Genomic DNA, 25,186 nt, shown 5'->3' with positions numbered 1-25,186 from the left:
CCCGGACTACGAGCGCTTGTTGCGCGGCTGCCACACCACCAGCGCGGTGCTCTTGGCGCGCGGCTGGGCCCGCAGGTGCTCCACTTCCTCGCTGAGCTCTCGCACCCGGGCCTGAAGCGCCTCGACCTGATTGGTCAGCTCGATGATGCGTTTGATCCCGGCGAGATTGACCCCTTCGTCCTGTGACAGCCGCTGCACCTCGCGCAGCAGCTCCACGTCACGTTGCGAATAACGCCGTCCGCCACCGGAACTGCGCTGCGGGCTGACCAAACCGAGCCGGTCGTAGGTACGCAGTGTCTGCGCGTGCATACCGGCCAGCTCGGCGGCCACCGAGATCAGGAAGGTCCTGGCCTCCTCGTTACGGCTGGACCGGCCGGCGCTCACAGCGCACCGGCCCATCCCGCCCGCGGGTCGAAACCGCTGGCGCGTTCAGCTTTCGCGTACGCCTCCAGTGCCTCTGCGGCCTCGCCTTCGAGGTTCGGCGGCACAGCGACCTTCACGGTGACCAGCAGGTCGCCGTGGCCCCCGGAACGCTTCGGGACGCCCCGGCCGCGGACCCGCAGGATGCGGCCGTCGGAGGTGCCCTTCGGCACCCGGACACCCACCTTGCCCTCCAGAGTCGGAACCGAAAGCGTTGTCCCCAACGCGAGTTCGTGGAAACTGACCGGGACGGTGACCGTCAGGTCGTCGCCGTTGCGGCCGAAGACCTTGTCCGGCTTGACGTGGACGGTCACGTAGAGGTCGCCCGACGGCGCCCCGCGCAACCCGGCCTCGCCCTGGCCGGCCAGCCTGATCCGCTGCCCGTCCTCCACACCCGGCGGGATCCGCACGTTGATGGTGCGCGTGCGGGTGGTCACCCCGGTGCCCCGGCATTCGTCGCACGGGTTCTCGATGATCGAGCCGCTGCCCCGGCATTCGGTGCATGGCTCGGAGAATCCGAACGCGCCCTGGTTGCGGCTGACGACGCCGGCCCCGTTGCAGTTCGGGCACACCTTCGGGCTGGTTCCCGGACGTGCGCCGCTGCCATGGCAGTTCGTGCACGGGGCCGGGCTGGTGAGCCGCAACGGCATCGCCACACCCTTGGTGGCCTCCAGGAAACTGAGCGAGGTCTCGGTCTCCAGGTCGTTACCGCGGCGGGGCCGCGACGGCCGCGGCTGCTGGGCGCCACGGCCGAACAGCCCACCGAAGAGATCCCCGATGTTGGCGCCGCCGGCCTGGCCGGCGGCGTCGAACAGATCGTTGAGGTTGAACTCCGTGCCGTCGCTGCCACCGAAGCCGCCGAACCCCCCGCCGCCACTGAAGCGGCCGCGACCGAACCCGCCGCCTGCGAACAGCCGGCGGGTCTCGTCGTACTCCTTGCGTTTCGCGGGATCGGTGAGCACCTCTTTGGCTTCGGAGGCAGTCTTGTAGCGCTCCTCGGCTTCGGTGTTGCCCGGATTCCGGTCGGGGTGGTTCTCCGCGAGGATCTTGCGGGCGGCCCGCTTGATCTCCTTCTCGTCGGCATCGGAAGCGACGCCGAGCACTTTGTAGAAGTCCTTCTCAACCCACTCGCGTTGGGCCATGGTGCGTCACCTCCTTACCTTCTTGTCACGGTTGCTGGTCGATTCTCACGATTGTGAGGGTTGTTCCGGCGCGGCGTCGGCATTCTCGGCCTCGGACGCGTCGGGAACGGTGTCGACGACGCCCACCATCGCGTGGCGGACGACCTGTTCGCCGACTTTGTAGCCGCGCCGCATCACGTTGCCGACCACCGGATGAGTGCCCTCGCCCTCGTGCTGCACGGCCTCGTGCAGCGCGGGATCGAACTCCTCACCCTCTTCGCCGAAGCCGGTCAGGCCCAGCCCCTCGAGCGTGGAGACCAGCTTGTCCGCGACGGCCCGTAGCGGCCCGGACTCCAGGTCTCCGTGGCTGCGTGCCCGGTCGAGGTCGTCGAGGATGGGCAGCAACTGGCTGATCACCGTGGCCTTGGCCCGGTCGGCGATCATCTGCTGGTCGCGCAGCGAACGCTTGCGGTAGTTGGTGAAGTCGGCCTGTACCCGTTGCAGGTCGGCGAGCAGCTCTGCCGCCTTGCCGGCTTCCTCGGCTTCGACCGCCGACTCACCGGCCGACCCCGCCGGCGCCGGCCCACTGGGGGCCGGCCCGGCTGCCGGAGTCTCGCGCACCTGCCCGGTCTGCGGGTCGATGCGCCGTTTGTCGGTGACCGTGATGGGTTCTTCTCTGTCGACTGGATCGCTCACTTGCGCTCGCCGCCGTTCGAGCTGTCGTCCTCCACCACCTCGGCGTCGACCACGTCGTCGCTGGAGCCCGATCCACCGGCGGACTCGCCACCGGGCGCGCCGCCCGCGGGCTGCTCGGCCTGGGTGGCTTCGTAGATCGCCTGGCCGAGGGCCTGGCTCTCCTCACCGAGCTTCTCCATGGCCGACTTGATGGCGCCGATGTCGGTGCCGGCAAGTGCGGTCTTGGCGTCGGCGATCGCGGCGTCGACCTTGGACAGCGTGTCCTCGGGAACCTTGGACCCGCCCTCGGCGGAACGCTGTTCAGAGACGAACTTCTCCGTCTGGTAGACCAGCGACTCGGCCTGGTTGCGGACGTCGGCCTCTTCGCGGCGCTTGCGGTCCTCGTCGGCGTGCGCCTCGGCGTCCTTGATCATCCGGTCGATCTCCTCCTTGGACAGGCCGGAGCCTTCCTGGATCTTGATCGTGTTCTCCTTGCCGGTGCCCTTGTCCTTGGCGGTGACGTGCACGATGCCGTTGGCGTCGATGTCGAAGGTGACCTCGATCTGCGGGACACCGCGCGGGGCCGGCGGGATGCCGGTCAGCTCGAAGGAGCCGAGCAGCTTGTTGTGCGCGGCGATCTCGCGCTCGCCCTGGAACACCTGGATCTGCACCGACGGCTGGTTGTCGTCAGCCGTGGTGAAGGTCTCCGAGCGCTTCGTCGGGATCGTGGTGTTGCGTTCGATGAGCTTGGTCATCACGCCACCCTTGGTCTCGATACCGAGCGACAGCGGGGTGACGTCAAGCAGCAGAACGTCTTTCACCTCACCCTTGAGCACACCGGCCTGCAGCGCGGCGCCGACGGCGACGACCTCGTCCGGGTTGACGCCCTTGTTCGGCTCCTTGCCGCCGGTCATCTCCTTGACCAGATCGGAGACCGCGGGCATCCGGGTGGACCCGCCGACGAGCACGACGTGGTCGATGTCGCCCACGGCGATGCCGGCGTCCTTGATCACCTGCTGGAATGGCTTGCGGGTGCGGTCCAGGAGATCCTGGGTGATGCGCTGGAATTCGGCGCGCGTCAGCTGCTCGTCGAGGAACAGCGGGTTCTTGTCGGCGTCGACGGTGATGTAGGGCAGGTTGATCGACGTGCTCTGCGAGCTCGACAGTTCGATCTTGGCCTTCTCGGCGGCTTCGCGCAGCCGCTGCATCGCCATCTTGTCCTTGGTCAGGTCGATGCCGGCCGAGGCCTTGAACTTGTCGACGAGCCACTCGACGATCCGGTCGTCCCAGTCGTCGCCACCGAGGTGGTTGTCACCGGAGGTGGCGCGCACCTCGACGACACCCTCGCCGATCTCCAGCAGAGACACGTCGAACGTGCCGCCACCGAGGTCGAACACCAGGATGGTCTGCTCTTTCTCACCCTTGTCGAGGCCGTAGGCCAGCGCGGCGGCGGTCGGCTCGTTGACGATGCGCAGGACGTTGAGGCCGGCGATCTGACCGGCTTCCTTGGTGGCCTGACGCTGGGCGTCGTTGAAGTATGCGGGGACGGTGATCACCGCGTCGGTGATGTCCTCACCGAGGTAGCTCTCGGCGTCACGCTTGAGCTTCATCAGCGTGCGTGCGCTGATCTCCTGCGGCGTGTACTTCTTGTCGTCGATCTCGACCGTCCAGTCGGTGCCGATGTGGCGCTTGACCGAACGGATGGTCCGATCGACGTTGGTGACGGCCTGGTTCTTGGCGGGCTGACCGACCAGCACCTCGCCGTTACGCGCGAACGCGACGACCGACGGTGTGGTGCGGGAGCCCTCGGAGTTGGCGACGACGACCGGATCGCCACCCTCCAGAACTGCGACGACGGAGTTGGTGGTCCCGAGGTCGATACCGACCGCACGAGCCATAGTTGCTGCCTCCTGAGTAGACGTTTCATCGGACTGAGTGCACCGGACTCAAGACTGCTCTTTTCGACACGTCTCTGTCAACCCAGACTTGAGTCAAGTTCACTCAACTATCGAAAGATGAACGAGCCCGGCCCGGGGATTTGTTCCCGGGTGCGGATCGAGAACTGCGAAGGGGCCTGGGTGTACCCGGCTAATTTCCGTCGGGGGCGGCGCCGAAGACGAACCGCCGACCGCTGACGATGAACGGGCGGATCCGCACGAAATGGGTCTTCACCGTCGCCGTCCATGGCATCAGGCCCGCGCACTCGGCCTCGGCGATCTCCTCGTCGGTCCGCAACGAGCGCGAGGGTCCCTTGACGATCACGCTCCAGCCCTCGGCGCTGTTGTAGCCGTCGGCCTCGAAGAGCACCTCCTTGCTGATCGCCGCCGCGATCAGCTTGGTGCCCTCCGCGGTGCTGAACAACACGGTGCGGTTCTGGACAGCGAAGTTGATCGGGAAGATGTACGGTTCCCCGTCGACGCAGGTGACCAGCCGCCCGAGGGGCGCCCCGGCCAGCAGATCCCAGCACTCCGAGACCGACAGGATCGAGACCGGCTGGCCCTCGTGCGACATGGGGGTGATGTTACCGATCCGAGTCGAGATCGGACCCCCCTACGAGCACAGCCACCGCGAGTCACTCCCGTCCCATGCGCCACAGCTGCGTACGCTGAGGGGCAATGAGGACTCAGGTGGCCCTGGCCGCGACGGCGCTGGCATGCGCAGTCGCGCTCGTCGGCTGCCAGTCAGCGGTCGAGGGCACCGCGACGCGGGAACCCGACTCCCACAGCGAACCGGAGTTTCCGACCACCCGGCCAAGCCGTCCGAGTACCACACCGCCGCCCACCACGACCCGTCCTGCACCGTCGACACCGCCGCGCCCGTCGGGCGGTGAGGTGCTCCAGCCGCAGAACGGCTATGTGTTCATCCAGACCAAGAGCGGCAAGACCCGATGCCAGCTCAACCAGAGCGAGGTCGGCTGCGAGTCGGCTTTCACCGACGCACCGCAGATCGACGGTCTGCCGGCCAACGGGGTGCGCCTGCGCGCCGACGGCGAATTGAGCTGGGTGCTGGGCAATCTGGGCGATATCCCGGCGGTGACCCTGGACTACCGCACCTATTCGGCGGTGGGGTGGACGATCGACGCCGGCCAAGACGGCACCCGGTTCACCAACGACAGCACCGGTCACGGCATGGTGGTGCGTGTGGAGGGCGTCGAGAGCTTCTGAGTACCGGGGTGCGAACGACCGATTGAAAGTCCCAGGACTTCAGGCGATCTCGCGCGGCCATACTGGTCGTGTCCCGCACTCTTTTGGAACCGGCCGACGGGCCGCAGAAGGGAACGAACTGACATGACCGTTGCGCAACGTGAACGGGCGGCCCTGGTGGCCACCTTCCGCGACGCCCCGCCGGATGCCCCGACGCTGTGCGAAGGATGGGACGTGCGGGATCTCACCGCTCACCTGGTGGTACGGGAACGCCGGCTCGACGCGTCCCCGGGCATCATGATCCCGGCGTTCGCCGACTACACCGAGCGGGTGCAGAAACGGGTGGCCGCGTCCACCGACTGGGACGCGCTGCTGGATCAGGTCGCGGAGGGCCCACCGCTGTACTCGCCGTTCAAACTTCTGGATCCCATCGCCAACGTCGCCGAGATGTTCATCCACCACGAGGACGTGCGCCGGGCCCGCCCGGGTTGGGAACCCAGGCCGCTTGACGAGCAGACCACCTCTGCGTTGCGCCGACCGATCGCGATGATGGCCAGGATGACGCTGCGCAAGGCTCCCGCGCATGTGGTGTTCCGCACCCCGCAGGGCGAGACGGTGGCCACCGCGGGCCGCGGCCCCCAGGTGACGGTCACCGGCGACCCCGGGGAGCTGCTGATGTTCGCGGCGGGCCGCGACGAGGCGAGGGTGCAGCTCGACGGCGCCCCCGACCTGGTGGAAAGACTCAAGAACGCCCGAGGCGGACTCTGAGCCTAGGCTGGCGACCGTGGCCGTGACACATTCCCCCGACTTCCGCGTCTTCGTCGAACCCCAGCAGGGCGCGACCTACGCCGATCAGCTCGCCGTCGCCCGGACCGCCGAGAGTGCCGGCTATTCGGCGTTCTTCCGGTCCGATCACTACCTCGCGATGGCCGGCGACGGATTGCCCGGCCCCACCGACTCGTGGGTGACGCTGGCCGGCCTCGCGCGCGAGACGTCGACCATCCGGCTGGGCACGATGGTCACCTCGGCCACCTTCCGGTACCCCGGCCCGCTGGCGATCTCGGTCGCTCAGGTGGACGAGATGAGCGGTGGCCGAGTCGAATTCGGGATCGGCGCAGGCTGGTTCGAAGCCGAGCACAAGGCCTACGCGATCCCGTTCCCGCGGCTGGGCGAACGCTTCGACCGGCTCACCGAGCAACTGGAGATCCTGACCGGTCTGTGGGACACCCCGGTCGGTGAGACGTTCGACTACACCGGCCGGCACTACACGATCAGCGACTCCCCCGCGCTGCCCAAACCCGCGCAGCGTCCGCACCCCCCGATCATCATCGGCGGCGGTGGCGCCAAGCGAACCCCGGCGCTGGCCGCGCGGTTCGCCGACGAGTTCAACATCCCGTTCGTGCCGCTGGAAACGCTGACCGAGCAGTACGCCCGGGTGGCGGCCGCGGTCGAGACGGCGGGCCGGGCCAAGGACTCGCTGACCTACTCGGCGGCGTTCGTGTTGTGCGTCGGCAAGGACGAGTCCGACATCGCCCGGCGGGCCGCCGCGATCGGCCGGGAGGTCGACGAACTGCGCTCCAACTCCCCGGTGGTAGGCACCCCCGACGAGGTCGTCGACAAGCTCGGCCCGTTCCTCGAAGCCGGTGTCCAACGGGTCTACCTGCAGGTTCTGGACCAGTCCGATCTCGACCACGTCGAGTTCTTCGCCGAGCACGTCATCCCCCGCATCGGCTGACCCGGCGGCGGGAACCCGCTCACGTCTACTATCGGTGCCCGTGAGCAGCCGGGACCATGACGACGCGCCGGAGGACCCGCCCGTCGCTTGGCACAACCAGACCTCCACCCTGCTCGCGGCGAGTGTGGCCGGTCTGGCGGCGATCGCGCTGGTCATCACGCTGATCTCCTATGTGGCGCGGCAGTTCAGCGAGCCGGAGCCCGCCCCGTTGTACTACGTGCCACCGGCCACCACGGCCAGCACGACCAAATCTGGGGTGTCGACCACGACCGGGACCATCACCAGCACCAGCCCGCCGATGACCAGTGACATCAATCCGGAGTCCACCACCGAGACCACGTCGGAGTCGTCCACGACGACCAGGAGCACCCGCCCGCCCCGCACGCGAGAGACCGATGACGAGGCCCGGACGACGACGCGCAACCGGCCGCGCACCAACGTGACACGCACGGTGTCCCCGGTTCCGTAGCCGCGAGCGCCTACTATCGGGTCCCGTGGCGCGATACGGCGATTCCGACGACCAGAACTACTACTCCGAAGAGGAACCGACCCAGCTCAGCAACTACGGGACGGGCTACGGAGACTACGGGACCGGCGGCTACGACCAGCCGCCGCCGGACGCCGGTGCCGACACTCCGTGGTACCGCAAGCCGGTCGCGCTGGTGTCGCTGGGCGCAGTCGGGGCGCTGCTGATCGCGCTCATCGTGTTCGGTCTGGCCAAGGCGATCACCGGGGATTCCGACTCCGAGACCGGCACCACCACCTCGCTCACACCGATGACCACGACGTCGGCTCCGGCGGCGGTGCCGCCCGCCACCGTGACCGAGACCGCGACCCCCACCACCACCGAAGCGGCCACGACCACCCCCGAGCCGACCACCACCACGACCACCACCACCACCGAGCCGACCACCACGACCACCACGACAACGAGCCCGTCGGTCAGCACGAGCACCAGCACGGTCACGCAGACCGAGACGCAGACCGAGACGGTCACCGAGACCCCGGCGCCGCCCGCGCCCTAGCAGGCCGTTTCGGACTCCGGCAGGCAGCTGGTTTCCGGCGACGGCTCGGGTTCCGGCGACGGCTCGGGTTCCGGCGACGGCTCCGGCGCAGGTTCGGGGCCCGGCGCTGGCGCGGGTTCCGGCGCCGGCTCCGGCGACGGCGAAGGCTGGGGCTCCGGCTCCGGCGACGGCGAAGGCTGGGGCTCCGGTGAAGGCTCCGGCTCCGGCTCCGGCGACGGTGCAGGCTCGGGCGACGGTGAAGGCTCTGGCTCCGGCTGGGGCGACGGCTCGGGGGACGGTGACGGCTCGAGCTCGGGGGCCGGCGCGACCGTGAACACCGGCCACGGGATCCGCCCCGGCGCTGCAGGTGCCGGCGCTGCAGGTGCCGGCGCTGCAGGTGCGACTGCCGGTGCCGGTGCGGGTGCGGCCCCTGATTGCTTGACCACCCGCTCCTCGGCCGTAGCGGGAACTGGAACGTCGACCGCCGGCCCGGGCGCGGCGACACCGGTCACCGGCGACGGCACACGCGGCACGGCCGGGGCGGTGGCCGGCGCCGGTTCGGCGGTGGCCTCCTGCCAGGGTTGGACCGCCACCGGCGCCGCGATCCCCTCGGCGCCAGACGGCGTGGTATCGGCCTCCACCGTGTGGGAGGTCAGGACGAACGCGCCGACCGCGACCGCGGCGGCACACGCCGCGCCGGCGAACAGCACGCCCGGACGGCGGTACCACGGCCACGGCTCCGGCTCGCCGACCTCGTCCTCGTGGTCCTCGTGGCCGAAGTGCACCTCGGGGCGCGCGTACGCCGGGTCGTACAGGGCGAACACGGTGGACGCGTCATCGTCGGCCTGGGCCGACCAGGCGAGCGCGGCATCGGCCGACCGGGCGAGCGGCACGGCCACGGTCGCGACCGTCGGCCCGGGGACCACTGCGGTGGGCAGGTCGCGTTCCGCCGCACGCAGCGCCAGCAGCTCGGCACCGGCGGCGGCCGCCACCCGGGGATGTGCCGGCGTCACCACCGGCGCCCGAAGCGCCGCTGAAAGGCGTTGTGTGACAACAGGTATAGCGGCACCGCCGCCGACGGTGACGACCGCCGAGACCTGGACGGGGAGCACCCCGTTGCGGTCCAGGGTGTCGACCAGGACGGCGACGAATCGGTCCAGCGGCCCGGCGAGGGCGTTCTCGAGCTCGGCGCGGGTCAGTCGTACCGCGGTGCGCCCGGTCGGCACGGCGGTCGCGGTATGCCGGCTCAACCGCTCCTTGGCATCCCGGCACAGCGCGCGCAGATCGGCCAGCGCCGCGACCGCCGCGGTGCCGGCCGGGTCGGCTTCGAGCGTCGTCATCACCGTCTGAAGCACCAATTGATCGACCAGGTCGCCGGAGAGATCGTCGAACCGGACGGTCCGCCCGATCCCCGCCATGCCGCTACCCGCGTCGGCCAGCGTGATGCTGCTGCCGGTCGCACCGAAGTCGCACAGCACGACCACACCGCGGTTGGGCAGGCCGCGCTCGGCCTGCACCGCGGCGAGCGCGGCCACCGCGTCGGACACCACGGTCAGGTGCGGAACCCGGGTCCGGAGCGCCGCCACCGCCGCTCCTGACCAGTACGCGGGAACGGCGACCGCGGCGACATCCGGCCGGCGCTGCGGTCGGGCCAGGCGTGTCATCGCCTCGATCGCGTCGGCCGCCAACTGCTCGGCGTGGTGGTACGAACCGTCGGCGGCCACCAGCGGCACCGGGTCCCCGACGCGGTCGACGAAACCCGCCGGCGACAGTGGAGACAGGATTTGTGCCGCGCTCCGGACCGTCGGCCTGCCATCGGCGACCGCGATCAGGTTGGCGGCGCCCAGCGAGACGCCCAGAGAACTGCGCATACTTCTAGATCGCTGCGCGCAGCGGAAACGTTAAGTGCGGGCGTACTCCGCCACCAGCGCTTCGGCACTGCGCACCGCGGCCCGGCACGCCCGCGCGGTGAACGGGTCGTTGAGCGGGTGCTCGGCGCGCCGGCGCCAGCGCTGGGCCGCGGCGAACGCGGCGCGCGGGCCGTCGTCGGGAGCCTCGGGCGACAGGCCCAGCCGGCTGGTCGCATCGGTGCCCGCACCGCCGATCAGGCGCCGCAGCGAGGCCATCTCGTCGTCGTTGAGAGTGGTCGGCCGCGAACGCAATTGGCTCAGCAACCGGAGTTCCTCGAAGGCGTGGGTGTCGGCGAGCAGCGGCTCGATGTCGGCGAGGATCCGCGGGGTGCCGTAGATCGGGTGCAGTTGCACGAACTGGCGCAGCGACAGCAGCGCGGTGTGCGCCTTGAGCAGATCCGAGCGTTGCGCGAACTGCTGGTCGATCACCTCGCGCAGCGCGAGCAACCCGCTGCGTTCGAGCAGCTCATCGGCCAGCGCCACCGAATCGTCCACCCCGGCGCGCAGCACCGCGATCGCGATGCGGATGCCGAACATCCCGAACCGGTCCAGCAGCTCGGACCTGGTCGCCGCATCCACCGGCAGCACAGGTTCCCCGTCGCGGACGAAGCGGTCCACCGACAGCATCGCTTTCGCCAGCTGGGCCGGCTCGACCTCGGAGAGCCTCTTCAGCGCCACGAACTCGCTCTGCCGCAGCGTGCGGGCGGTCAACGCGAGGAGCCCGGACACCGGCACGACGGCCTGGCAGATGCCGGTGCGCTCCAGTTCGGCGGTGAACCGCTGGGCCACGTCCTTGGCCGACAACATCGCGTCGATGCGGCCGGCGCCGATCTCGTCGGCTCTCGAAGCCACACCGATGACGCCGAGCGCGCCGGCCGAGCCGCCGACCAGCTGACCGATCTGCTTGAGCAGTGCGATGTCGGCGGCGTTGAGAGTGCGCAGCAGGAACACCACCGCGTCGACCCGGGGCACGCTGTCGTCGGGCACGAGAAGTCGCAGTGTGCGCGCGGAGACATCCTGGGACAGCGACGAAGTGCCGGGGGTGTCGATGATCGTCGCGTCGATCAGCTCGGCGGCGGGCCATTCCACGTCCAGATCCACCACGTCGTCGGGGTCTAGGCGGGCGAAGTCGAAGCTCAGGCCGCGGTCCGGTCCGTTCCGCTCACGCATGATCGGCACGTTGGAGCGCCGTCCGCCGCGGTGGTTGGCGGTCACCTTCGGGGTCGGGCCGTGCCGGAACCAGGTGACGATGCGCGTCGCCTCGGTCGCGTCCGTGGGCGCGATCTCGTCCCCGACCAGCGCGTTGACCAGCGTCGACTTGCCGGCCTTGAGGGTTCCGGCCAGCGCGATGCGGATCGGCTCGTTGAGCCGGTGCCCGATCCGCTCGAGTTCGGCGTGCACGTCAGGACGCCTGCGGTAGGCGGGGTCGGACCGGTAGGCGGCGATGGTGCCGCCCAGGATCGCCCGCACTCGGTCACTGGTGCTCAGATTTCACCGTCTCGGATCGCTCGACTGCTGACCGTTCGAGCTTAATGAGGCTGGGAGCTGAGTTTGCGCGTGTGGTCGACGACCTGCCGCAGGATGCCGAGCTGGCGGTCCAGTTCCTTGACGCGGTTGTTGCGTTCGGTCTCCTCCAGCTTGGCCGCGGCGAGGGTGGCCTGCAGCGACTCGTTCAGCGAGCGCGTGGTCTGGTTGGCGATCTCTCGGTAGTGGTCGCGCAGCTGGCGCTGGATCCCCTTGAGCCGGTCCCGTGACTCCTTGCCGACGACGAAGGCGACGTCGTCGACGAACCGGCGGACGTTGGCCTTGGCCTCGCTGCGCACGCGCAGCATCCGGTTCTCCATGTCCTCCTTGTAGGCCTTGCGGCCCAACACGAATCCCGCGCCCAGCGACAGCGGGTTGAACATGCCGAGACCGGCGAAGGAGGTCAGCATGCCGAACATCAGTACGCCGCCGTAGGAGCCGCGCATCCCGGTGACGACCTTGTGCCCGAACTTCAGCGGTTTGGCCTCGAGCTGGGTCAGCGACTTGAACTCGCCGAAGTCGGCGCCCATCTCGCGAGCGTCGATCGACGGCATCCGCACCGCGTCCAGTCCCGCCTCCCGGAATGTGCGGGCCACCTCGGCGGCCAGCGCCTCGGCACGCTGGTATGCCCACACGAAGTTGTCGCCGACGGCGGTGGCCACCGAATCCTCCAGCTCGGCGCCGATCGCGGCCCAATTCTGGGTGGGATCGCAGCCGTCGATCACCCGCTCGGTGTGAAAGGTGATGTTGCGGAACCGATGTCGCAGATCGTGATCGACGTCGGCGGTCAGGTCGGCGATGCCGTCGTTGAGCACCTGCTGCCACAGCGCGGTCTGCTGCAGCGCGTCTTGCGCCTCCTGCTTTCGGCGCTCGAGGTCTGCCGAGAGATGGTCGCGGGCCTGCGGGTCGTTGAGCGCGGACAGCTCGGACTCGACGGCCAGGCTCAGGTGCTCGGCCGCCGCGCGGACCTCGCCGATCACCTGCTCGCGGACACGGTCCCGCTGGCGGGCCAGCACCTCGTCGGACAGGAACTTCACCAGTGCCGGAAAGTTGGACTCCTCGTTGAGCTCCTTGTCGTTGAGCGCCACCGCGTGGCTGCGCAGCGTGGAGGACACCGGCACCAGCGGGGCGGTGACCCCGGCGCGCCCCAGGTGCGCGCGGTTCGCGTCGACCACCTGCCGCCAGTGCGGGTACAGATCGGTCTTGGTGGCGACGAGCAACGCGACCGGGCAGATCTCCAGCGCCTGCCGGATGAAGGTCATCTCCGGCTCGGTGAACTCCTGGCTGGTGTCGCTGATCATCAGGACGGCGTCCGCGTCGGGCAGCAGGCCCAACGTCGCCGACAGGTGCGGCTGCCCGTGCCCGCCGACCCCCGGGGTGTCGATGAACGCCAGGCCGCCCTTGAGCAGAGGGCTCGGGGCCTTCACCTCGACGCGCAGCACCTCGCGGCCCCGGGCCTGCGGCGCCCTGCGCAGGTCGCTGCCCAGATCGGCCGTCGGGATCTCCACCAGCTCGGGTTCCTCACCGTCGGGCCGGGCGACCACCAGCCGCGCGGACGGTTGTTCACCGTAGGACACCACGGTCGGCAGCACCGTCGACTCGTCATCGCCGACCCGCGCGACCGGCATGTTCAGCAACGAGTTCAGCAGCTGGCTCTTGCCCTGTTTGAGCTGTCCGGCGATCACCACCCGGATCTGCGGGTCGGCGAGCCGCGCCCCGGCCCGCTCGAGCCGGTCCGCGAGATCACCGCGCTGCTGGGCGTGCGCGATCTTGCCGACGTGGTCGATCAGCTCGACGATCACCGTGTTGGCCGGCTGCGTCATGGTGCCCCTCTGGTTGCTGCGGCGTGGTTCAACGGTAGGCGCGCGAACCGGCGGGGACCATCACGGTCCCCGCCGGTGTCGCGCGGTGGCGGATCAGAAGGCGTCCAGAGCCGCCTGGGTGTCGTTGTGGGAAGCGACGTCGGTGTCGAAGTCGGTGTCGACGCCGGTGACGTTGTCCGAGAACAGGTCGGTGTTGGTCTCGTTGCCCGAGCCGATGTTGGACTCGAAGCTCGACGAGTTGTCCTCGACCGAGGTCTCGGTGGAGGTCGAGATGTCGTTGCGCACCGAGGTGTTCACCGAATTGTCTTCGGTGTTCTTGCTGCCGAAGTCGCCGTCGATCTGGGTGCCGGTGTTGACGTCGTTGTCGGTGATGATGATGCCGCCGCCGTTGCCGCCGGAGCCGCCGACCGCGTTGCCGCCGCCGATGCCGATGAGGCTGCCGCCGCCGTCGGCGCCGCCGCCGTTGCCGCCGCTGGTGTCGACGTCGTTGAGCACCGGGGCGTCGTTGTCGGCGATCAGGTCACCGCCGGCGGTCTTCGAGTTGTCCTCGACCTCGTTGTCCTTGCCGACCACGACGTTGGAGCCCGAGCCGGCGAGGATGTCGCCGTTGTTCATCGTGTTGCCGTCGCCCAGCGCGGCGCCGTCACCGCTGACGATGTCACCGTCGTTGTCGCCGTCGACCACGACGCCGCCGTTGGTGGCGGTGTTGCTGGTCTTGTCGCCGAAGGTGATGTCACCGAAGCCGAGGTTGAACGCGCCGTTCTGGGCGTTGGCGCCGGCGTCCTGGACCGGGCTGGCCACCGGGACGTTGTTGCCGCTGAGCAGGTCGGTGTCGGTCTCGGGGGCGAAGGTCGGCGCCCACGAGGTCTGCGGGGAGAACGGCGAGGCGAAGTTGGAGGCGAGCTGGTGGTGGTCGGCGACCGCGCGCTGCAGGCCCACGACCGGATCGCCGCCGCCGAGCGCGTACCCGGCGGGAGCGGCGGTGGCGGCCACCGACGCCAGCTGGGCGGCCGTGACGTTGGGCAGGCCCGCGTCGCGCAGTGCGCCGTCCGGGTCGGTGACGAAGGCCGCCGCCGAGGCCGGGCTGCGGAACAGGTCGAGGATGAAGTCGATGATGGTGTTCATGGCAGTGCCTTTCTGCTCTGTCCGGGGTGGTGCTCGCCGGTCACTCCGGCGATCTGGACACCACGTTATGGAGTTCGCCAACCCCCGAAAACGGGGTTCGCTCCCATCCCCTCACGGGCTCACCTAGGGGTTTTGCGTGGCGGGCACTAGGGGATTAGGGGGTCGCCCGGGGGGTGCTTCGGGCATGGAAAAACCCGCAAGGAACGCGTGGTCCTTGCGGGTTTCCGGCTGCCGCTCAGGTGAGTCGAACAGCGCAGCTCAGTCGAACAGATCGATACCCGACGCGTGGTCGTCGGCATCGGGGCCGTCGAAGGCGGCCGGGGACTCGATCCAGTGCTCGGACGGGAGGACGGTCGGGTCGATTCCGTCATTGAGGCCGTCATCGACCACCAGGTCGTCCACCGGAACCGCGGTCGGCACCTCGAGCAGGTCAACGGTCTCGGGTGTCGCCTCCCCGGCGTCGATGACGGCACGCTCGGGCAGGCTCTCGTCGGGTAGGTCGAACGCATCGAACGCGGCGGTGGCCGCTCCGCTGGCCCACACGTTGTCCACCGGGGCCGCGGCGAAGGCGTCCACGCCGTAAAACGGTGCCGTCGTCGACATCGACTCGGCGACCACCGGGATCAGGTTCTGCACATCAGCACTGGTCACGCCGGTGAGATCGGCATCCGCAAGGGCCTGCGCCGGGTCGGCCGCGTAGCGCGCGGCGGCGTCGGGATCACGCACCAGCGTCATCACGAAATCCAGCAAGGCGTTCGGCATGGCTCGATGCTATGCCCGCCGACCCGGTACCGGATCGGTGCGCAGCCCAACTCCGGCGAATTCCCATTAGGGGATAGCCCGTTAGGGGATCCGCGACATTAGGGGCACATGCCCCGGTAAAGCGTCGTCAGGCGCTAAGGTGGTCCACGGTCCAGACAGGAGAGAGCTCACATGACCGAACCGCTGGGGTTGTCGATCGGGATGACCAACCTGGTCGCGGCCCGCGTTGGTCGCCCACCGGTGACGCGACGATCCATCCTGAACCTGTACGGCGACCGGGCGCCCGAGGTGGGCGCCCGGTCGGAGATCCCCGGCTTCACCGAGCCGCGGCTCGTCCTGACGGGGTTCGTGGAACGCGTGGGTGACCCCGTTCCCCTGATCGCGGCGGACGGCTCGGCCCATCGCGGCGAACAGACCCTCGCCCAGGCCCTCGACGGAATGGCGGGGCTGGTCGACGGAGGCGCCCCGATCGCGGTCGCGGTACCCGCCCACTGGGGCCCCGGCACCGTCGGGGCGCTGCGCGGTGCGCTGCGCACCCAGCCGCGGCTGTCCCCCAACGGCGTCCCACCCGCGCTCATCCCGGACGCCGCGGCGGCGCTCGCCGCGCTGCGGGTGGCACCGGGGCTGCCGAACCAGGGCTTCATCGTGCTGGTCGATCTGGGCGGCAGCGGCTCCAGCATCACGGTGGCCGACGCGGCCGCCGGCGCCGCGATCGTCGGCCAGACGGTCCGCTACGGCGAGTTCTCCGGCGAGGCGATCGATCAGGCGCTGCTCGATCATGTGCTCAGCGGCATCGCGGCCGCCGAGAACCCTGACCCCGCGGGAACAGCGGGCACCGCCGCGGTAGGGCCGCTGGCGCAACTGCGCGACGAGTGCCGTGCGGCCAAGGAACGGCTCTCGGCGGAGACCGCGACGGCGGTGCCGGTCGCACTGCCCGCGTTCACCTCCGACGTCCGGGTCACCCGCCCCGAACTCGAGCAGCTGATGTCCGAACCGCTGACCGGCCTGCTCTCTGCGATCGAGGATGTGCTGCAGCGCAAGAACATCGCGCCCGCCGACGTTTCCGCGGTGGCCACCGTAGGCGGTGGCGCGGCCATCCCGCTGGTCACCCAGAGGCTCTCCGAGCGGCTGCAGGCGCCGGTGATCACCACCCCGGAGCCGGCGCTCAACGTCGCCGCGGGTGCTGCGCTGGTCGCCAATCAGAGCCTGGCCGCCGATGCTCCCACCGGCATGGCGCCCGCCGCCGATGCGCCGACGGCGATGGGCCACGCCGCCTGGGCGGCCGGCGCCGCGGGCCTGGCCGCGACCGAGTCCGCCGGCGACGGCGCCTCCTCGGCGACGTTCCGCGCGCTGGCGTGGTCCCAGGACGACGCCGCCGGTGATCCTCTTCCGTACACCGGCGGGGACTACACCGCCGCCGGCGCCTATGCCGACCCGGCCGGCACCGCCGCGCGGCCCGCCGTCGAGTTCACGCCCCAGGACGAGGGTTACACCGACGTGCCTCCGGCACTGCCCTGGTACAAGAGGCCGCCGGTGCTGTTCGGGGTGGCAGCGGCCGCGGCGCTGCTCGCTGCGGGCGGGCTGGCGGTGACTCTGACCAGTTCCGAGGGTGATTCGGGCACGGTGACCGAGACCGCCACCCCGCCCGCCGAGACCACTCCGGTGCAGCTGCCGCCGCCGGTCACGACCGTGACGGTCGGCCCGGACGGAGTCGCGACCACCACGGTGAGCCAGCCACCGCCGCCTCCGCCGCCGCCGGACACCACGACGCCGGCCACCACCACGACGGCGACGACCTCGCCGACCACCACCACGACGACCACGACGACCACCACCACGACGTCGCCGACCACGACGACGACCAGGACCACGACCACGCGGCCGACCACGACGACGCCGCCGACCACGACACAAGCACCGCCGCCCACCACGACGATCCCACCGCTGCCCGAGCCGGTGGATCCGCCCGACCCGATCATCACGACCGTCCTCCCCGAAGTCGGCGCCTGACTGCGGCATGACCAGTCCGGGGGTGCCGCGGCACTCGGATCTCGCACCTGCCGCGCGGGAGGCCGCCGCGGCGGTCGAGGCCAATCCGCGCGCCGCGCACAAGCTCGTCGTCACAGGCGGTGTCGGCACCGGCAAGTCCACCCTGCTGACCGCGGTGCGCGCGGCGCTGCTCGGTGCCGGACGCCCGGTGCTGGCGCGTCCGCCGCGGCCCGGCGATCCCGCTGACACCGTGACGGTCGTCGACGACAGCCATCTTCTCGACGGCGCCGAACTCGACCGGCTGACCGCACTCGTCGCCGACCCCGCGGCCACCGTGGTGATCGCCACCGAACCGCTGGCTCACCATCGGCCGTTGCGCGAACTGACCACTGCCCTGGAACGGGAACGGCCCGCGGTGACGCTCGGGCCGCTGCCCGCGGTCGAGGTGAGCCGGGTCGCCGCGGCGGCGCTCGGGGTGCCGGCGTCCCCGGAGTTGTTGCGCGCGTTGATGTCTGCGACGGCCGGGCTGCCCTTCCTGTTGGCGCCGGCGCTCGCCGCGGCGGCAGGCGGCGGCCACCCCATGCGGGATGCGGCCCGATTCGGGCTCATCGAGCGGCTCCGCGGGTGCGACGAACGCCTGCTCGACGCTTTCGTGGTCTCGTCGCTCAGCTTCGAGCTCGGACCCGACGACGTCGCCGCCGCGCTCGGACTGTCCTCGCAGGACGCGCTGTCGGTCGTCGACCGGGCCCGGGCGAGCGGGCTGATCGAACCGTCACACCCGCAGGACTTCCAGCACTCGGTGCACCGCGCGGTCGCTCAGATCGTCGGTACGGCAAGGCATCACGACATCGAGGTGTCGGTACTGGCCTCCCAGCTCGAAAGGGGAACGTTGACAGCCGATCTGGCGTTGCGACTGGCCGAGCACGGGCTGCGGGACGAGCGGTTGGCCACCGCGCTGAGCGAGCTGGCCGGTCACACCCGCGCGCACCCGGCCCGCACCGCGCGCCTGTACCGGGCTGCCGCCGACGCCGGTGCGACGGCGTCCAGCGCGCAACTGGCCGACGCGCTCGCCCTGACCGGTGACTGCGCGACGGCCGGCCGGCTGGCCGACGAGCTGTTGACCGCCCCCGACCCGGCCGAGCGGGCCGCCGCGGTGCGGATCGCGGCGAGCATCGCCATGCACGACACCGGCGCCGCGCAGGCGCACGCGCTGTTCGGTTGGCTGGGCCCGGTGCCCGATGCGGTCCTGGGGGCCGCGGCGACGATCGCGGCCGTCGCGGCGGGTGACGTCGCCGGGGCGCGGGATGCCGCCTCGACGCCCGCCGAGGGCCCGCCGACCTCCACCGCCCGCGCCGCGGCCGGCCTCACCGAGGGCCTGGCGATGACGCTGGACCGGCCCTACCCCGTCGCTGTTGCCCGGTTGAGCCAGGCCCTCGGCAGTGATCTGGGGTCGGCGGCGACCCTTCCCGACACCCCGGCCGCGCTGGTGACTCTGGCCGCGTTGCACGGCGGGGACGCGGTTCGGGCGCGCAGCGTGGCCGGCCGCGCGGTGCACGCGGATGCGGAGCGCGGGGCCGCCGATGCCGCCTTCGTCTCGCTGCGGCACCGGCTTCTGCAGGCCTGGGCCTTCATGCAGGACGGTCAGCTGGCGGCAGCCACCAACGCGGTCCGGCCTGCGACGGGGCCGGCCCCGCACCGCCGTGACGCGCTGTGGGCCGCGGCATTGCAGACCGGCGTCGCGCGGCGCAGTGGGGACAGCGGCGCGATGCAGAAGCACTGGTATTCGGCCATGGAGGTGCTCACCGAGTACACGGTCGATGTCTTCAGCGTGTTGCCGCTGGGCGAACTGTGGATCGCCGCCGCCCGGATGCGGCAGGTGGACCAGCTACAACATCTGCTCGACGAGGTGTTCACTCTTCTCCGCGGGCTCGATGACCCGGTGCTGTGGACCGTGCCGCTGCATTGGGCCGGCGTGCACGCGGGCATCCTGGCCAACTCGCCGGAGGCGGTGGCGCCGCACGGTCAGGCGCTGACCGCCGCGGCGACCCACTCCGGGTTCGCGCGGGCGCTGGCCACCGCGGGCCGGACCTGGTTGCGCGTCCTGGCCCATCAGGTCGACGTCGACGAGGTGACCGTCGCGGCCCGCGCTCTCGCGCAGTTCGGCCACACCTGGGACGGCACCCGGCTGGCCGGACAGGCCGCGTTACAGGCCTCTGACCCGCGGATCTCGCAGGCCATGCTGCAACTCGCCCGTGATCTCAAACACACCGCGGCCGGCGATGCGGCGGCCGACCCGGCGGACGCCGACACCCTCGCGGCCACGACGGTATCCGCGTTACCGTCCCGGCCGGCCGCGGCGCACCTGTCCGATCGCGAACGTGAGGTCGCCGAACTGTTGCTGCAGGGTTTGCCCTACCGCGACATCGGCGCCCAGTTGTTCATCTCGGCGAAGACCGTCGAACATCACGTCGCCCGGATCCGGCGACGCCTCGGTGCCGAATCGCGTTCCGAGTTGCTCTCGATGCTGCGCGCGCTGATGGAGACACCCGGCGGCGACCGACCGATCTGAGTCGCCTCAGCCACGAGTTAGGTGAGCCTTTGTAGCGGCCTTTCCCCGGTGGATGTAACTATGAGCAGGCACCGAGCTAAAGTTACCGCCCAGTAACATACTGTAAGTTACCCACGGGTAACAAGAAAACCGGAGGCACGCGTGGATACGCAGATGTTGATCAGGATCGTCGTCGGCGTCCTGATGATCGCCGTCGTGGGCGTCTTCGCCGCCAAGCGTGTGCTCTGGCTGACCAAGCTGATCCGGTCCGGGCAGCCCCTGAGCGAGGGCAACAACCGCAAGGACAACCTCCAGAAGCGCATCACCACGCAATTCGAAGAGGTCTTCGGGCAAACCCGGCTGTTGCGCTGGTCGGTGCCCGGTCTCGCACACTTCTTCACGATGTGGGGCTTCTTCGTCCTGGCCACGGTGTATCTGGAGGCGTTCGGCCTGCTCGTCGACCACGACTTCCACATCCCGCTGGTCGGTCGCTGGGATGCGCTGGGATTCCTGCAGGACTTCTTCGCTGTCGCGGTGCTGGCCGGCATCATCACGTTCGCGATCATCCGCATCGTGCGCGAGCCGAAGAAGCTCGGCCGCGACTCCCGGTTCTACGGATCGCACACCGGCGGCGCCTGGCTGATCCTGTTCATGATTTTCAACGTCATCTGGACCTACGCGCTGGTGCGCGGCGCGGCCGTGGTCGTCGGCAACCTGCCCTACGGCAACGGCGCGTTCCTCTCGCAGTTCATGGGCGCGATCCTGCGCCCGCTCGGCCACACCGCCAACGAGTGGATCGAGACGTTCGCCCTGCTCGCGCACATCGCGATCATGCTGGTGTTCCTGCTGATCGTGCTGCACTCCAAGCACCTGCACATCGGTCTGGCGCCGATCAACGTCACGTTCAAGCGGATGCCGAACGCGCTGGGCCCGCTGCTGCCGGTGGAGTCCAAGGGCGAGCTGGTCGACTTCGAGGATCCCGCCGAGGACGCGGTGCTGGGCCGCGGCAAGATCGAGGACTTCACCTGGAAGGGCTACCTCGACTTCACCACCTGCACCGAGTGCGGTCGCTGCCAGTCGCAGTGCCCCGCCTGGAACACCGGCAAGCCGCTGTCGCCGAAGCTCGTGATCATGAACCTGCGCGACCACATGTTCGCGAAGGCGCCGTACTTCCTCGACGGCAAGGAGTCGCCACTGGAGAACACCCCCGAGGGTGGCATCATCGAGAGGCTGGTCGACGAGGACGACGAACACCACGTCCCCGAATCCGGCTTCGAGCGCATCCCGGCCGACTCGCCGCTGCAGGCGACCCGTCCGCTGGTCGGCACGCTTGAGCAGGGCGGCGTCATCGACCCGGACGTGCTGTGGTCGTGCACCACGTGCGGTGCGTGCGTCGAGCAGTGCCCGGTCGACATCGAGCACATCGACCACATCGTCGACATGCGCCGCTACCAGGTGATGATGGAGTCCGAGTTCCCCGGCGAGCTCGGCGTGCTGTTCAAGAACCTGGAGAACAAGGGCAACCCGTGGGGCCAGAACTCCAAGGACCGCACCAACTGGATCGACGAGGTCGACTTCGACGTGCCGGTCTACGGCAAGGACGTCGAGTCCTTCGACGGCTACGAGTACCTGTTCTGGGTCGGTTGCGCCGGCGCCTACGAGGACCGCGCGAAGAAGACCACCAAGGCCGTCGCCGAGCTGCTCTCGGCGGCCGGCGTGAAGTTCCTGGTGCTCGGCGAGGGCGAGACCTGCAACGGCGATTCGGCGCGGCGGTCCGGCAACGAGTTCCTGTTCCAGCAGCTGGCCGCGCAGAACGTCGAGACCCTCAACGAGCTGTTCGAGGGCGTCGAACGGGTCGACCGCAAGGTCGTCGTCACCTGCCCGCACTGCTTCAACACCCTGGGCCGCGAGTACCCGCAGGTCGGCGGCAACTACACGGTGCTGCACCACACCCAGCTGCTGAACCGCCTGGTCCGCGACAAGAAGCTGGTGCCGGTCAAGTCCACCGACGGCAGCCCGAACGGTCAGGACATCACCTACCACGATCCCTGCTACCTCGGCCGCCACAACAAGGAGTACTCGGCGCCGCGTGAGCTGATCGGGGCCTCGGGCGCGACACTGACCGAGATGCCCCGCCACGCCGACCGCGGCCTGTGCTGCGGCGCCGGCGGCGCCCGGATGTGGATGGAAGAGCACATCGGCAAGCGCGTCAACACCGAGCGCACCGAGGAGGCCTTCGACACCGGTGCCTCGGCGATCGCGACCGGCTGCCCGTTCTGCCGCGTCATGATGACCGACGGGGTGGACGACGTGGCCGCGACCAGGGACATCGAGAAGATCGAGGTGCTCGACGTCGCGCAGCTGCTGCTCGGCTCGCTCGACAAGAGCACGTTCACGCTGCCCGAGAAGGGCACGGCCGCCAAGGAGGCCGAGGAGCGTGCGGCACGGATCGCCGCCGAGGCGCCCGCCAAGGTCGAGGAGCCCGAAGCCGAACCCGAGGCTGCTCCGGAACCCGCCAAGGCCGAGGCGCCGGCCGCCGCACCCGCCGAGGCCAAGCCGGCCGCGGCGGCACCGGCCAAGGGACTCGGGATCGCCGGCGGCGCCAAGCGCCCCGGTGCGAAGAAGGCCGCCCCGGCGGCCGCGGCGCCCGCAGAGGCCCCTGCCAAGGCCGAGCCGGAGGTCAAGGGCCTGGGCATCGCGGGCGGCGCGAAGCGCCCCGGCGCCAAGAAGAAGGCCCCGGCCGCCGCCGCACCGACCGCACAGGCATCGGCACCCGCAGAGGCTCCGGCCGAGGCTCCCGCCAAGCCCGAGCCCGAGGTCAAGGGGCTCGGCATCGCCTCGGGCGCACGCCGCCCCGGCGCGAAGAAGGCACCGGCCAAGACCGCGTCGCCGAACGAGGGCGCGGGCACCGTGGTGCAGCCGCCCAACGTGGACCCCGATAAAGCGGCCACCGGCACCGAGCCCGCCGACACGGCCGACTCAGATCGCGGGCTGGACGCACCCAGGCCTGAGCCCGAGGTCAAGGGCTTGGGGATCGCAGCGGGTGCGCGCCGGCCGGGCGCCAAGAAGAAGGCCCCGGCCGCGGCGCCCAAGACCGAGCCGACGCCCGAGCCGGAACCGACGGCGGCCGAACCCGCCTCGCCGGCGCCGTCGCCGAACGGTTCCGGTGACGGCGGCGACCGCGTCGTCGGTGACGAGCCCCCGGTGAAGGGTCTCGGCATCGCCAAGGGCGCCCGCCGGCCGGGCAGGCGCTGATCACGCGGTGATATCGGGGCCGCCGTCGCGACTGCGACGGCGGCCTCGGTGTTTCCGGCACCGAAATTGACTTGGACACCCGTGGGAGACTGATCGTCGTGAGTACCCATCAGGCGCCGTGGCACACGGCCAGTGGCCAGCATGCGCGCCAGCGTGAGTTCACCCAGTCGAGCAAGCTGCAGGACGTTCTGTACGAGATCCGCGGCCCGATCCACGAGCACGCCTCCCGTCTGGAGGCCGAGGGCCACCGGATCCTGAAGCTCAACATCGGCAACCCGGCCCCCTTCGGGTTCGAGGCCCCCGATGTGATCATGCGCGACATCATCGCCGCGCTGCCCTACGCGCAGGGCTACTCCGACTCCAAGGGCATCGTCAGCGCCCGCCGCGCGGTGTTCACCCGATACGAGCTCGTCGACGGCTTCCCGCGCTTCGACATCGAGGACGTCTTCCTCGGCAACGGCGTCTCCGAGCTGATCACCATGACGCTGCAGGCGCTGCTCGACAACGGCGACCAGGTGCTGATCCCGGCCCCGGACTACCCGCTGTGGACGGCGTCGACCGCGCTGGCCGGCGGCACCCCGGTGCACTACCTGTGCGACGAGACGCAGGACTGGAACCCCGACATCGCCGACCTGGAGTCCAAGATCACCGAGCGCACCAAGGCGCTGGTGGTGATCAATCCGAACAACCCGACCGGCGCGGTGTACAGCCGCGAAATCCTCGAGCAGATGGTCGAACTCGCCCGCAAGCATCAGCTGCTCCTGCTGGCCGACGAGATCTACGACAAGATCCTCTACGACGACGCCAAGCACATCAGCCTGGCCAGCCTGGCCCCGGATCTGCTCACGCTGACGTTCAACGGATTGTCGAAGGCCTACCGCGTCGCGGGCTACCGCTCCGGCTGGCTGGTGATCACCGGCCCCAAGGAACACGCGAGCAGCTTCATCGAGGGCATCAACCTGCTGGCCAACATGCGGCTGTGCCCGAATGTGCCTGCCCAGCACGCGATTCAGGTCGCACTGGGCGGACATCAGAGCATCGACGATCTGGTGCTGCCGGGTGGCCGGCTGCTCGAGCAGCGCGACGTCGCCTGGGAGAAGCTCAACGAGATCCCCGGGGTGTCCTGCACCAAACCCAAGGGGGCGCTGTACGCGTTCCCGCGGCTGGATCCGGAGGTCTACGACGTCGAGGACGACGAACAGCTGGTCCTCGACCTGTTGCTGCAGGAGAAGATACTGGTCACCCAAGGCACCGGATTCAACTGGCCCACACCGGATCACCTGCGCATCGTGACACTGCCATGGGCCCGTGATCTGGCCGCCGCCATCGAGCGGCTGGGCAACTTCCTGGTCAGCTACCGGCAGTGAGCAGCCCGCGCGCCGACAGTACCGACGCGCGTGGGCCCACCGCCTCCCTGATGTTCCTGCTGAAGATCGACCATCGCTCCTGACGCCCGAACACACGGTGCAACAGCGCGACATAGCGGGTCAGGGTGTCCATGTCACCGGTGGCCGCGAGGTAACAGCAGGTGCTCTCATAGGCGATCAGCAGATTGTTCTCGACGGCGTACTCGACCAAATGCGGTGTGGTTTGGATACTTTCCATCGCCGACAGCGTTCGGCCCAGATCCGCGCACACCCCGTCGGCGAACCCGTCCATGTCCGTGCTGCGGTCGAACCGCAGTTCGTAGGGCGCTCCGGGCGCCAGCGCCTCCCAGCGGCGGTTCAGGAGCAAACTCTGAGGCGGGTGCAGTTGATGCTCATGCCCCGGGCAGGCGGCGTCGACCTCCCCCGAACCCATCCCGACGTTGACGAAGAACCCGTGCCACCGGGTCACGCCGTTGTGCCAGTTGTTCTGAAAATTGATCCTGTCGCGCAGCGGGCCTCGGGGGCGTTCGAAGTCGTGGCCCGACCTTTCGAATCCCCGTTCCAACAGAAACGCGCCGACCGCCCCGGACAACATCGCCTCGAACGACCGTCTCAACCGCGCCCGCTCGACCTCCCTTTCGACCATGCACTCAGGCTAAGCCTCGATCCACCGATGAATCGCCTGTTCGGAGGGTGTTGATGTAAGGAAAGTGCCCTTTGAGCTGGGATGATTGGAGTTACCACACTTCGATCAGCCCACGTTCAGAAAGGCACTTCCGGTGCAA

Annotated in this window: 20 protein-coding genes; 9 read left to right on the top strand and 11 right to left on the bottom strand. The window is 69.8% G+C overall.

Annotated elements, in window-relative coordinates; translation table 11 throughout:
* Window positions 1-6: 6 nt before the first annotated feature.
* The 5 genes from ACXMYJ_RS23435 to ACXMYJ_RS23415 form a co-directional block, all read right to left on the bottom strand.
* Window positions 7-399: a heat shock protein transcriptional repressor HspR gene (locus tag ACXMYJ_RS23435; RefSeq protein ID WP_396884960.1), complete on the bottom strand. Its 393-nt coding sequence runs from the start codon at window positions 397-399 to the stop codon at window positions 7-9.
* Window positions 381-1,562: a molecular chaperone DnaJ gene (gene dnaJ / locus ACXMYJ_RS23430; RefSeq protein WP_260756650.1), complete on the bottom strand. Its 1,182-nt coding sequence runs from the start codon at window positions 1,560-1,562 to the stop codon at window positions 381-383. Before dnaJ ends, ACXMYJ_RS23435 begins: the two co-directional genes overlap by 19 nt.
* Window positions 1,563-1,607: 45 nt before the next feature.
* Entirely contained in the window at window positions 1,608-2,237 is a 630-nt protein-coding gene (gene grpE, locus ACXMYJ_RS23425) for a nucleotide exchange factor GrpE (RefSeq protein WP_260756649.1), read from the bottom strand.
* Entirely contained in the window at window positions 2,234-4,114 is a 1,881-nt protein-coding gene (gene dnaK, locus ACXMYJ_RS23420; RefSeq protein ID WP_260756648.1) for a molecular chaperone DnaK, read from the bottom strand. The genes grpE and dnaK overlap by 4 nt, the downstream gene beginning before the upstream one ends.
* Before the next feature lie 190 nt (window positions 4,115-4,304).
* Window positions 4,305-4,727 carry a pyridoxamine 5'-phosphate oxidase family protein gene (locus ACXMYJ_RS23415; protein ID WP_260756647.1) on the bottom strand — a complete coding sequence of 141 codons (423 nt, stop codon included), beginning with the start codon at window positions 4,725-4,727 and terminating at the stop codon, window positions 4,305-4,307.
* A 104-nt stretch (window positions 4,728-4,831) separates the two neighbouring features.
* Here ACXMYJ_RS23415 and ACXMYJ_RS23410 point away from each other — a divergent pair, with 104 nt between their 5' ends.
* The 5 genes from ACXMYJ_RS23410 (at window position 4,832) to ACXMYJ_RS23390 (ending at window position 8,119) form a co-directional block, all read left to right on the top strand.
* Entirely contained in the window at window positions 4,832-5,380 is a 549-nt protein-coding gene (locus ACXMYJ_RS23410) for a hypothetical protein (RefSeq protein ID WP_260756646.1), read from the top strand.
* 123 nt (window positions 5,381-5,503) lie between these two features.
* Window positions 5,504-6,127 (top strand): TIGR03085 family metal-binding protein, encoded by a 624-nt coding sequence (locus tag ACXMYJ_RS23405; RefSeq protein WP_260756645.1) that lies wholly within the window; start codon window positions 5,504-5,506, stop codon window positions 6,125-6,127.
* Between the two features lie 16 nt (window positions 6,128-6,143).
* Window positions 6,144-7,094 carry an LLM class F420-dependent oxidoreductase gene (locus ACXMYJ_RS23400; RefSeq protein WP_260756643.1) on the top strand — a complete coding sequence of 317 codons (951 nt, stop codon included), beginning with the start codon at window positions 6,144-6,146 and terminating at the stop codon, window positions 7,092-7,094.
* 40 nt (window positions 7,095-7,134) lie between these two features.
* On the top strand, window positions 7,135-7,563 hold the full coding sequence (locus tag ACXMYJ_RS23395) for a hypothetical protein (protein ID WP_260756642.1): 429 nt from the start codon (window positions 7,135-7,137) through the stop codon (window positions 7,561-7,563).
* A 25-nt stretch (window positions 7,564-7,588) separates the two neighbouring features.
* Complete coding sequence (locus tag ACXMYJ_RS23390) at window positions 7,589-8,119, top strand: hypothetical protein (RefSeq protein ID WP_260756641.1); 531 nt, start codon at window positions 7,589-7,591, stop codon at window positions 8,117-8,119.
* Here the strand turns inward: ACXMYJ_RS23390 and ACXMYJ_RS23385 are convergent.
* From ACXMYJ_RS23385 to ACXMYJ_RS23365, 5 genes are all read right to left on the bottom strand, one after another.
* Window positions 8,116-9,969: an Hsp70 family protein gene (locus ACXMYJ_RS23385; RefSeq protein WP_460358990.1), complete on the bottom strand. Its 1,854-nt coding sequence runs from the start codon at window positions 9,967-9,969 to the stop codon at window positions 8,116-8,118. The genes ACXMYJ_RS23390 and ACXMYJ_RS23385 overlap by 4 nt on opposite strands.
* Before the next feature lie 30 nt (window positions 9,970-9,999).
* Window positions 10,000-11,496: a dynamin-like GTPase family protein gene (locus ACXMYJ_RS23380; RefSeq protein WP_260757907.1), complete on the bottom strand. Its 1,497-nt coding sequence runs from the start codon at window positions 11,494-11,496 to the stop codon at window positions 10,000-10,002.
* A 41-nt stretch (window positions 11,497-11,537) separates the two neighbouring features.
* Window positions 11,538-13,355 carry an isoniazid-induced dynamin-like GTPase IniA gene (iniA, locus tag ACXMYJ_RS23375; protein WP_443188040.1) on the bottom strand — a complete coding sequence of 606 codons (1,818 nt, stop codon included), beginning with the start codon at window positions 13,353-13,355 and terminating at the stop codon, window positions 11,538-11,540.
* 93 nt (window positions 13,356-13,448) lie between these two features.
* Window positions 13,449-14,480 carry an IniB N-terminal domain-containing protein gene (locus ACXMYJ_RS23370; protein WP_443188041.1) on the bottom strand — a complete coding sequence of 344 codons (1,032 nt, stop codon included), beginning with the start codon at window positions 14,478-14,480 and terminating at the stop codon, window positions 13,449-13,451.
* A gap of 258 nt (window positions 14,481-14,738) precedes the next feature.
* Window positions 14,739-15,242 (bottom strand): Rv0340 family IniB-related protein, encoded by a 504-nt coding sequence (locus tag ACXMYJ_RS23365; RefSeq protein ID WP_260756636.1) that lies wholly within the window; start codon window positions 15,240-15,242, stop codon window positions 14,739-14,741.
* Between the two features lie 171 nt (window positions 15,243-15,413).
* On the opposite strand from ACXMYJ_RS23365, the gene ACXMYJ_RS23360 reads away from it, so the two are divergent.
* The 4 genes from ACXMYJ_RS23360 to ACXMYJ_RS23345 all read left to right on the top strand — a co-directional run bounded on the left by ACXMYJ_RS23360 (window position 15,414) and on the right by ACXMYJ_RS23345 (window position 24,401).
* Entirely contained in the window at window positions 15,414-17,252 is a 1,839-nt protein-coding gene (locus tag ACXMYJ_RS23360; RefSeq protein WP_443188042.1) for an Hsp70 family protein, read from the top strand.
* Between the two features lie 7 nt (window positions 17,253-17,259).
* The gene (gene iniR, locus ACXMYJ_RS23355; protein WP_260756634.1) at window positions 17,260-19,800 is read left to right on the top strand and encodes an isoniazid response ATPase/transcriptional regulator IniR; all 2,541 of its coding nucleotides are present in this window, start codon (window positions 17,260-17,262) and stop codon (window positions 19,798-19,800) included.
* Window positions 19,801-19,941: 141 nt separating this feature from the next.
* Complete coding sequence (locus ACXMYJ_RS23350; RefSeq protein ID WP_260756633.1) at window positions 19,942-23,034, top strand: (Fe-S)-binding protein; 3,093 nt, start codon at window positions 19,942-19,944, stop codon at window positions 23,032-23,034.
* Window positions 23,035-23,105: 71 nt separating this feature from the next.
* Window positions 23,106-24,401 carry a pyridoxal phosphate-dependent aminotransferase gene (locus ACXMYJ_RS23345; protein WP_260756632.1) on the top strand — a complete coding sequence of 432 codons (1,296 nt, stop codon included), beginning with the start codon at window positions 23,106-23,108 and terminating at the stop codon, window positions 24,399-24,401.
* Here ACXMYJ_RS23345 and ACXMYJ_RS23340 read toward each other — a convergent pair.
* On the bottom strand, window positions 24,385-25,047 hold the full coding sequence (locus ACXMYJ_RS23340) for a DUF4304 domain-containing protein (protein WP_260756631.1): 663 nt from the start codon (window positions 25,045-25,047) through the stop codon (window positions 24,385-24,387). The genes ACXMYJ_RS23345 and ACXMYJ_RS23340 overlap by 17 nt on opposite strands.
* Window positions 25,048-25,186: the final 139 nt, after the last annotated feature.

The organism is Mycobacterium sp. ZZG (genome assembly GCF_054786995.1).
Note: the sequence above shows the minus strand (reverse complement) of the source record. Positions and strands in the feature narration are given on the sequence as shown.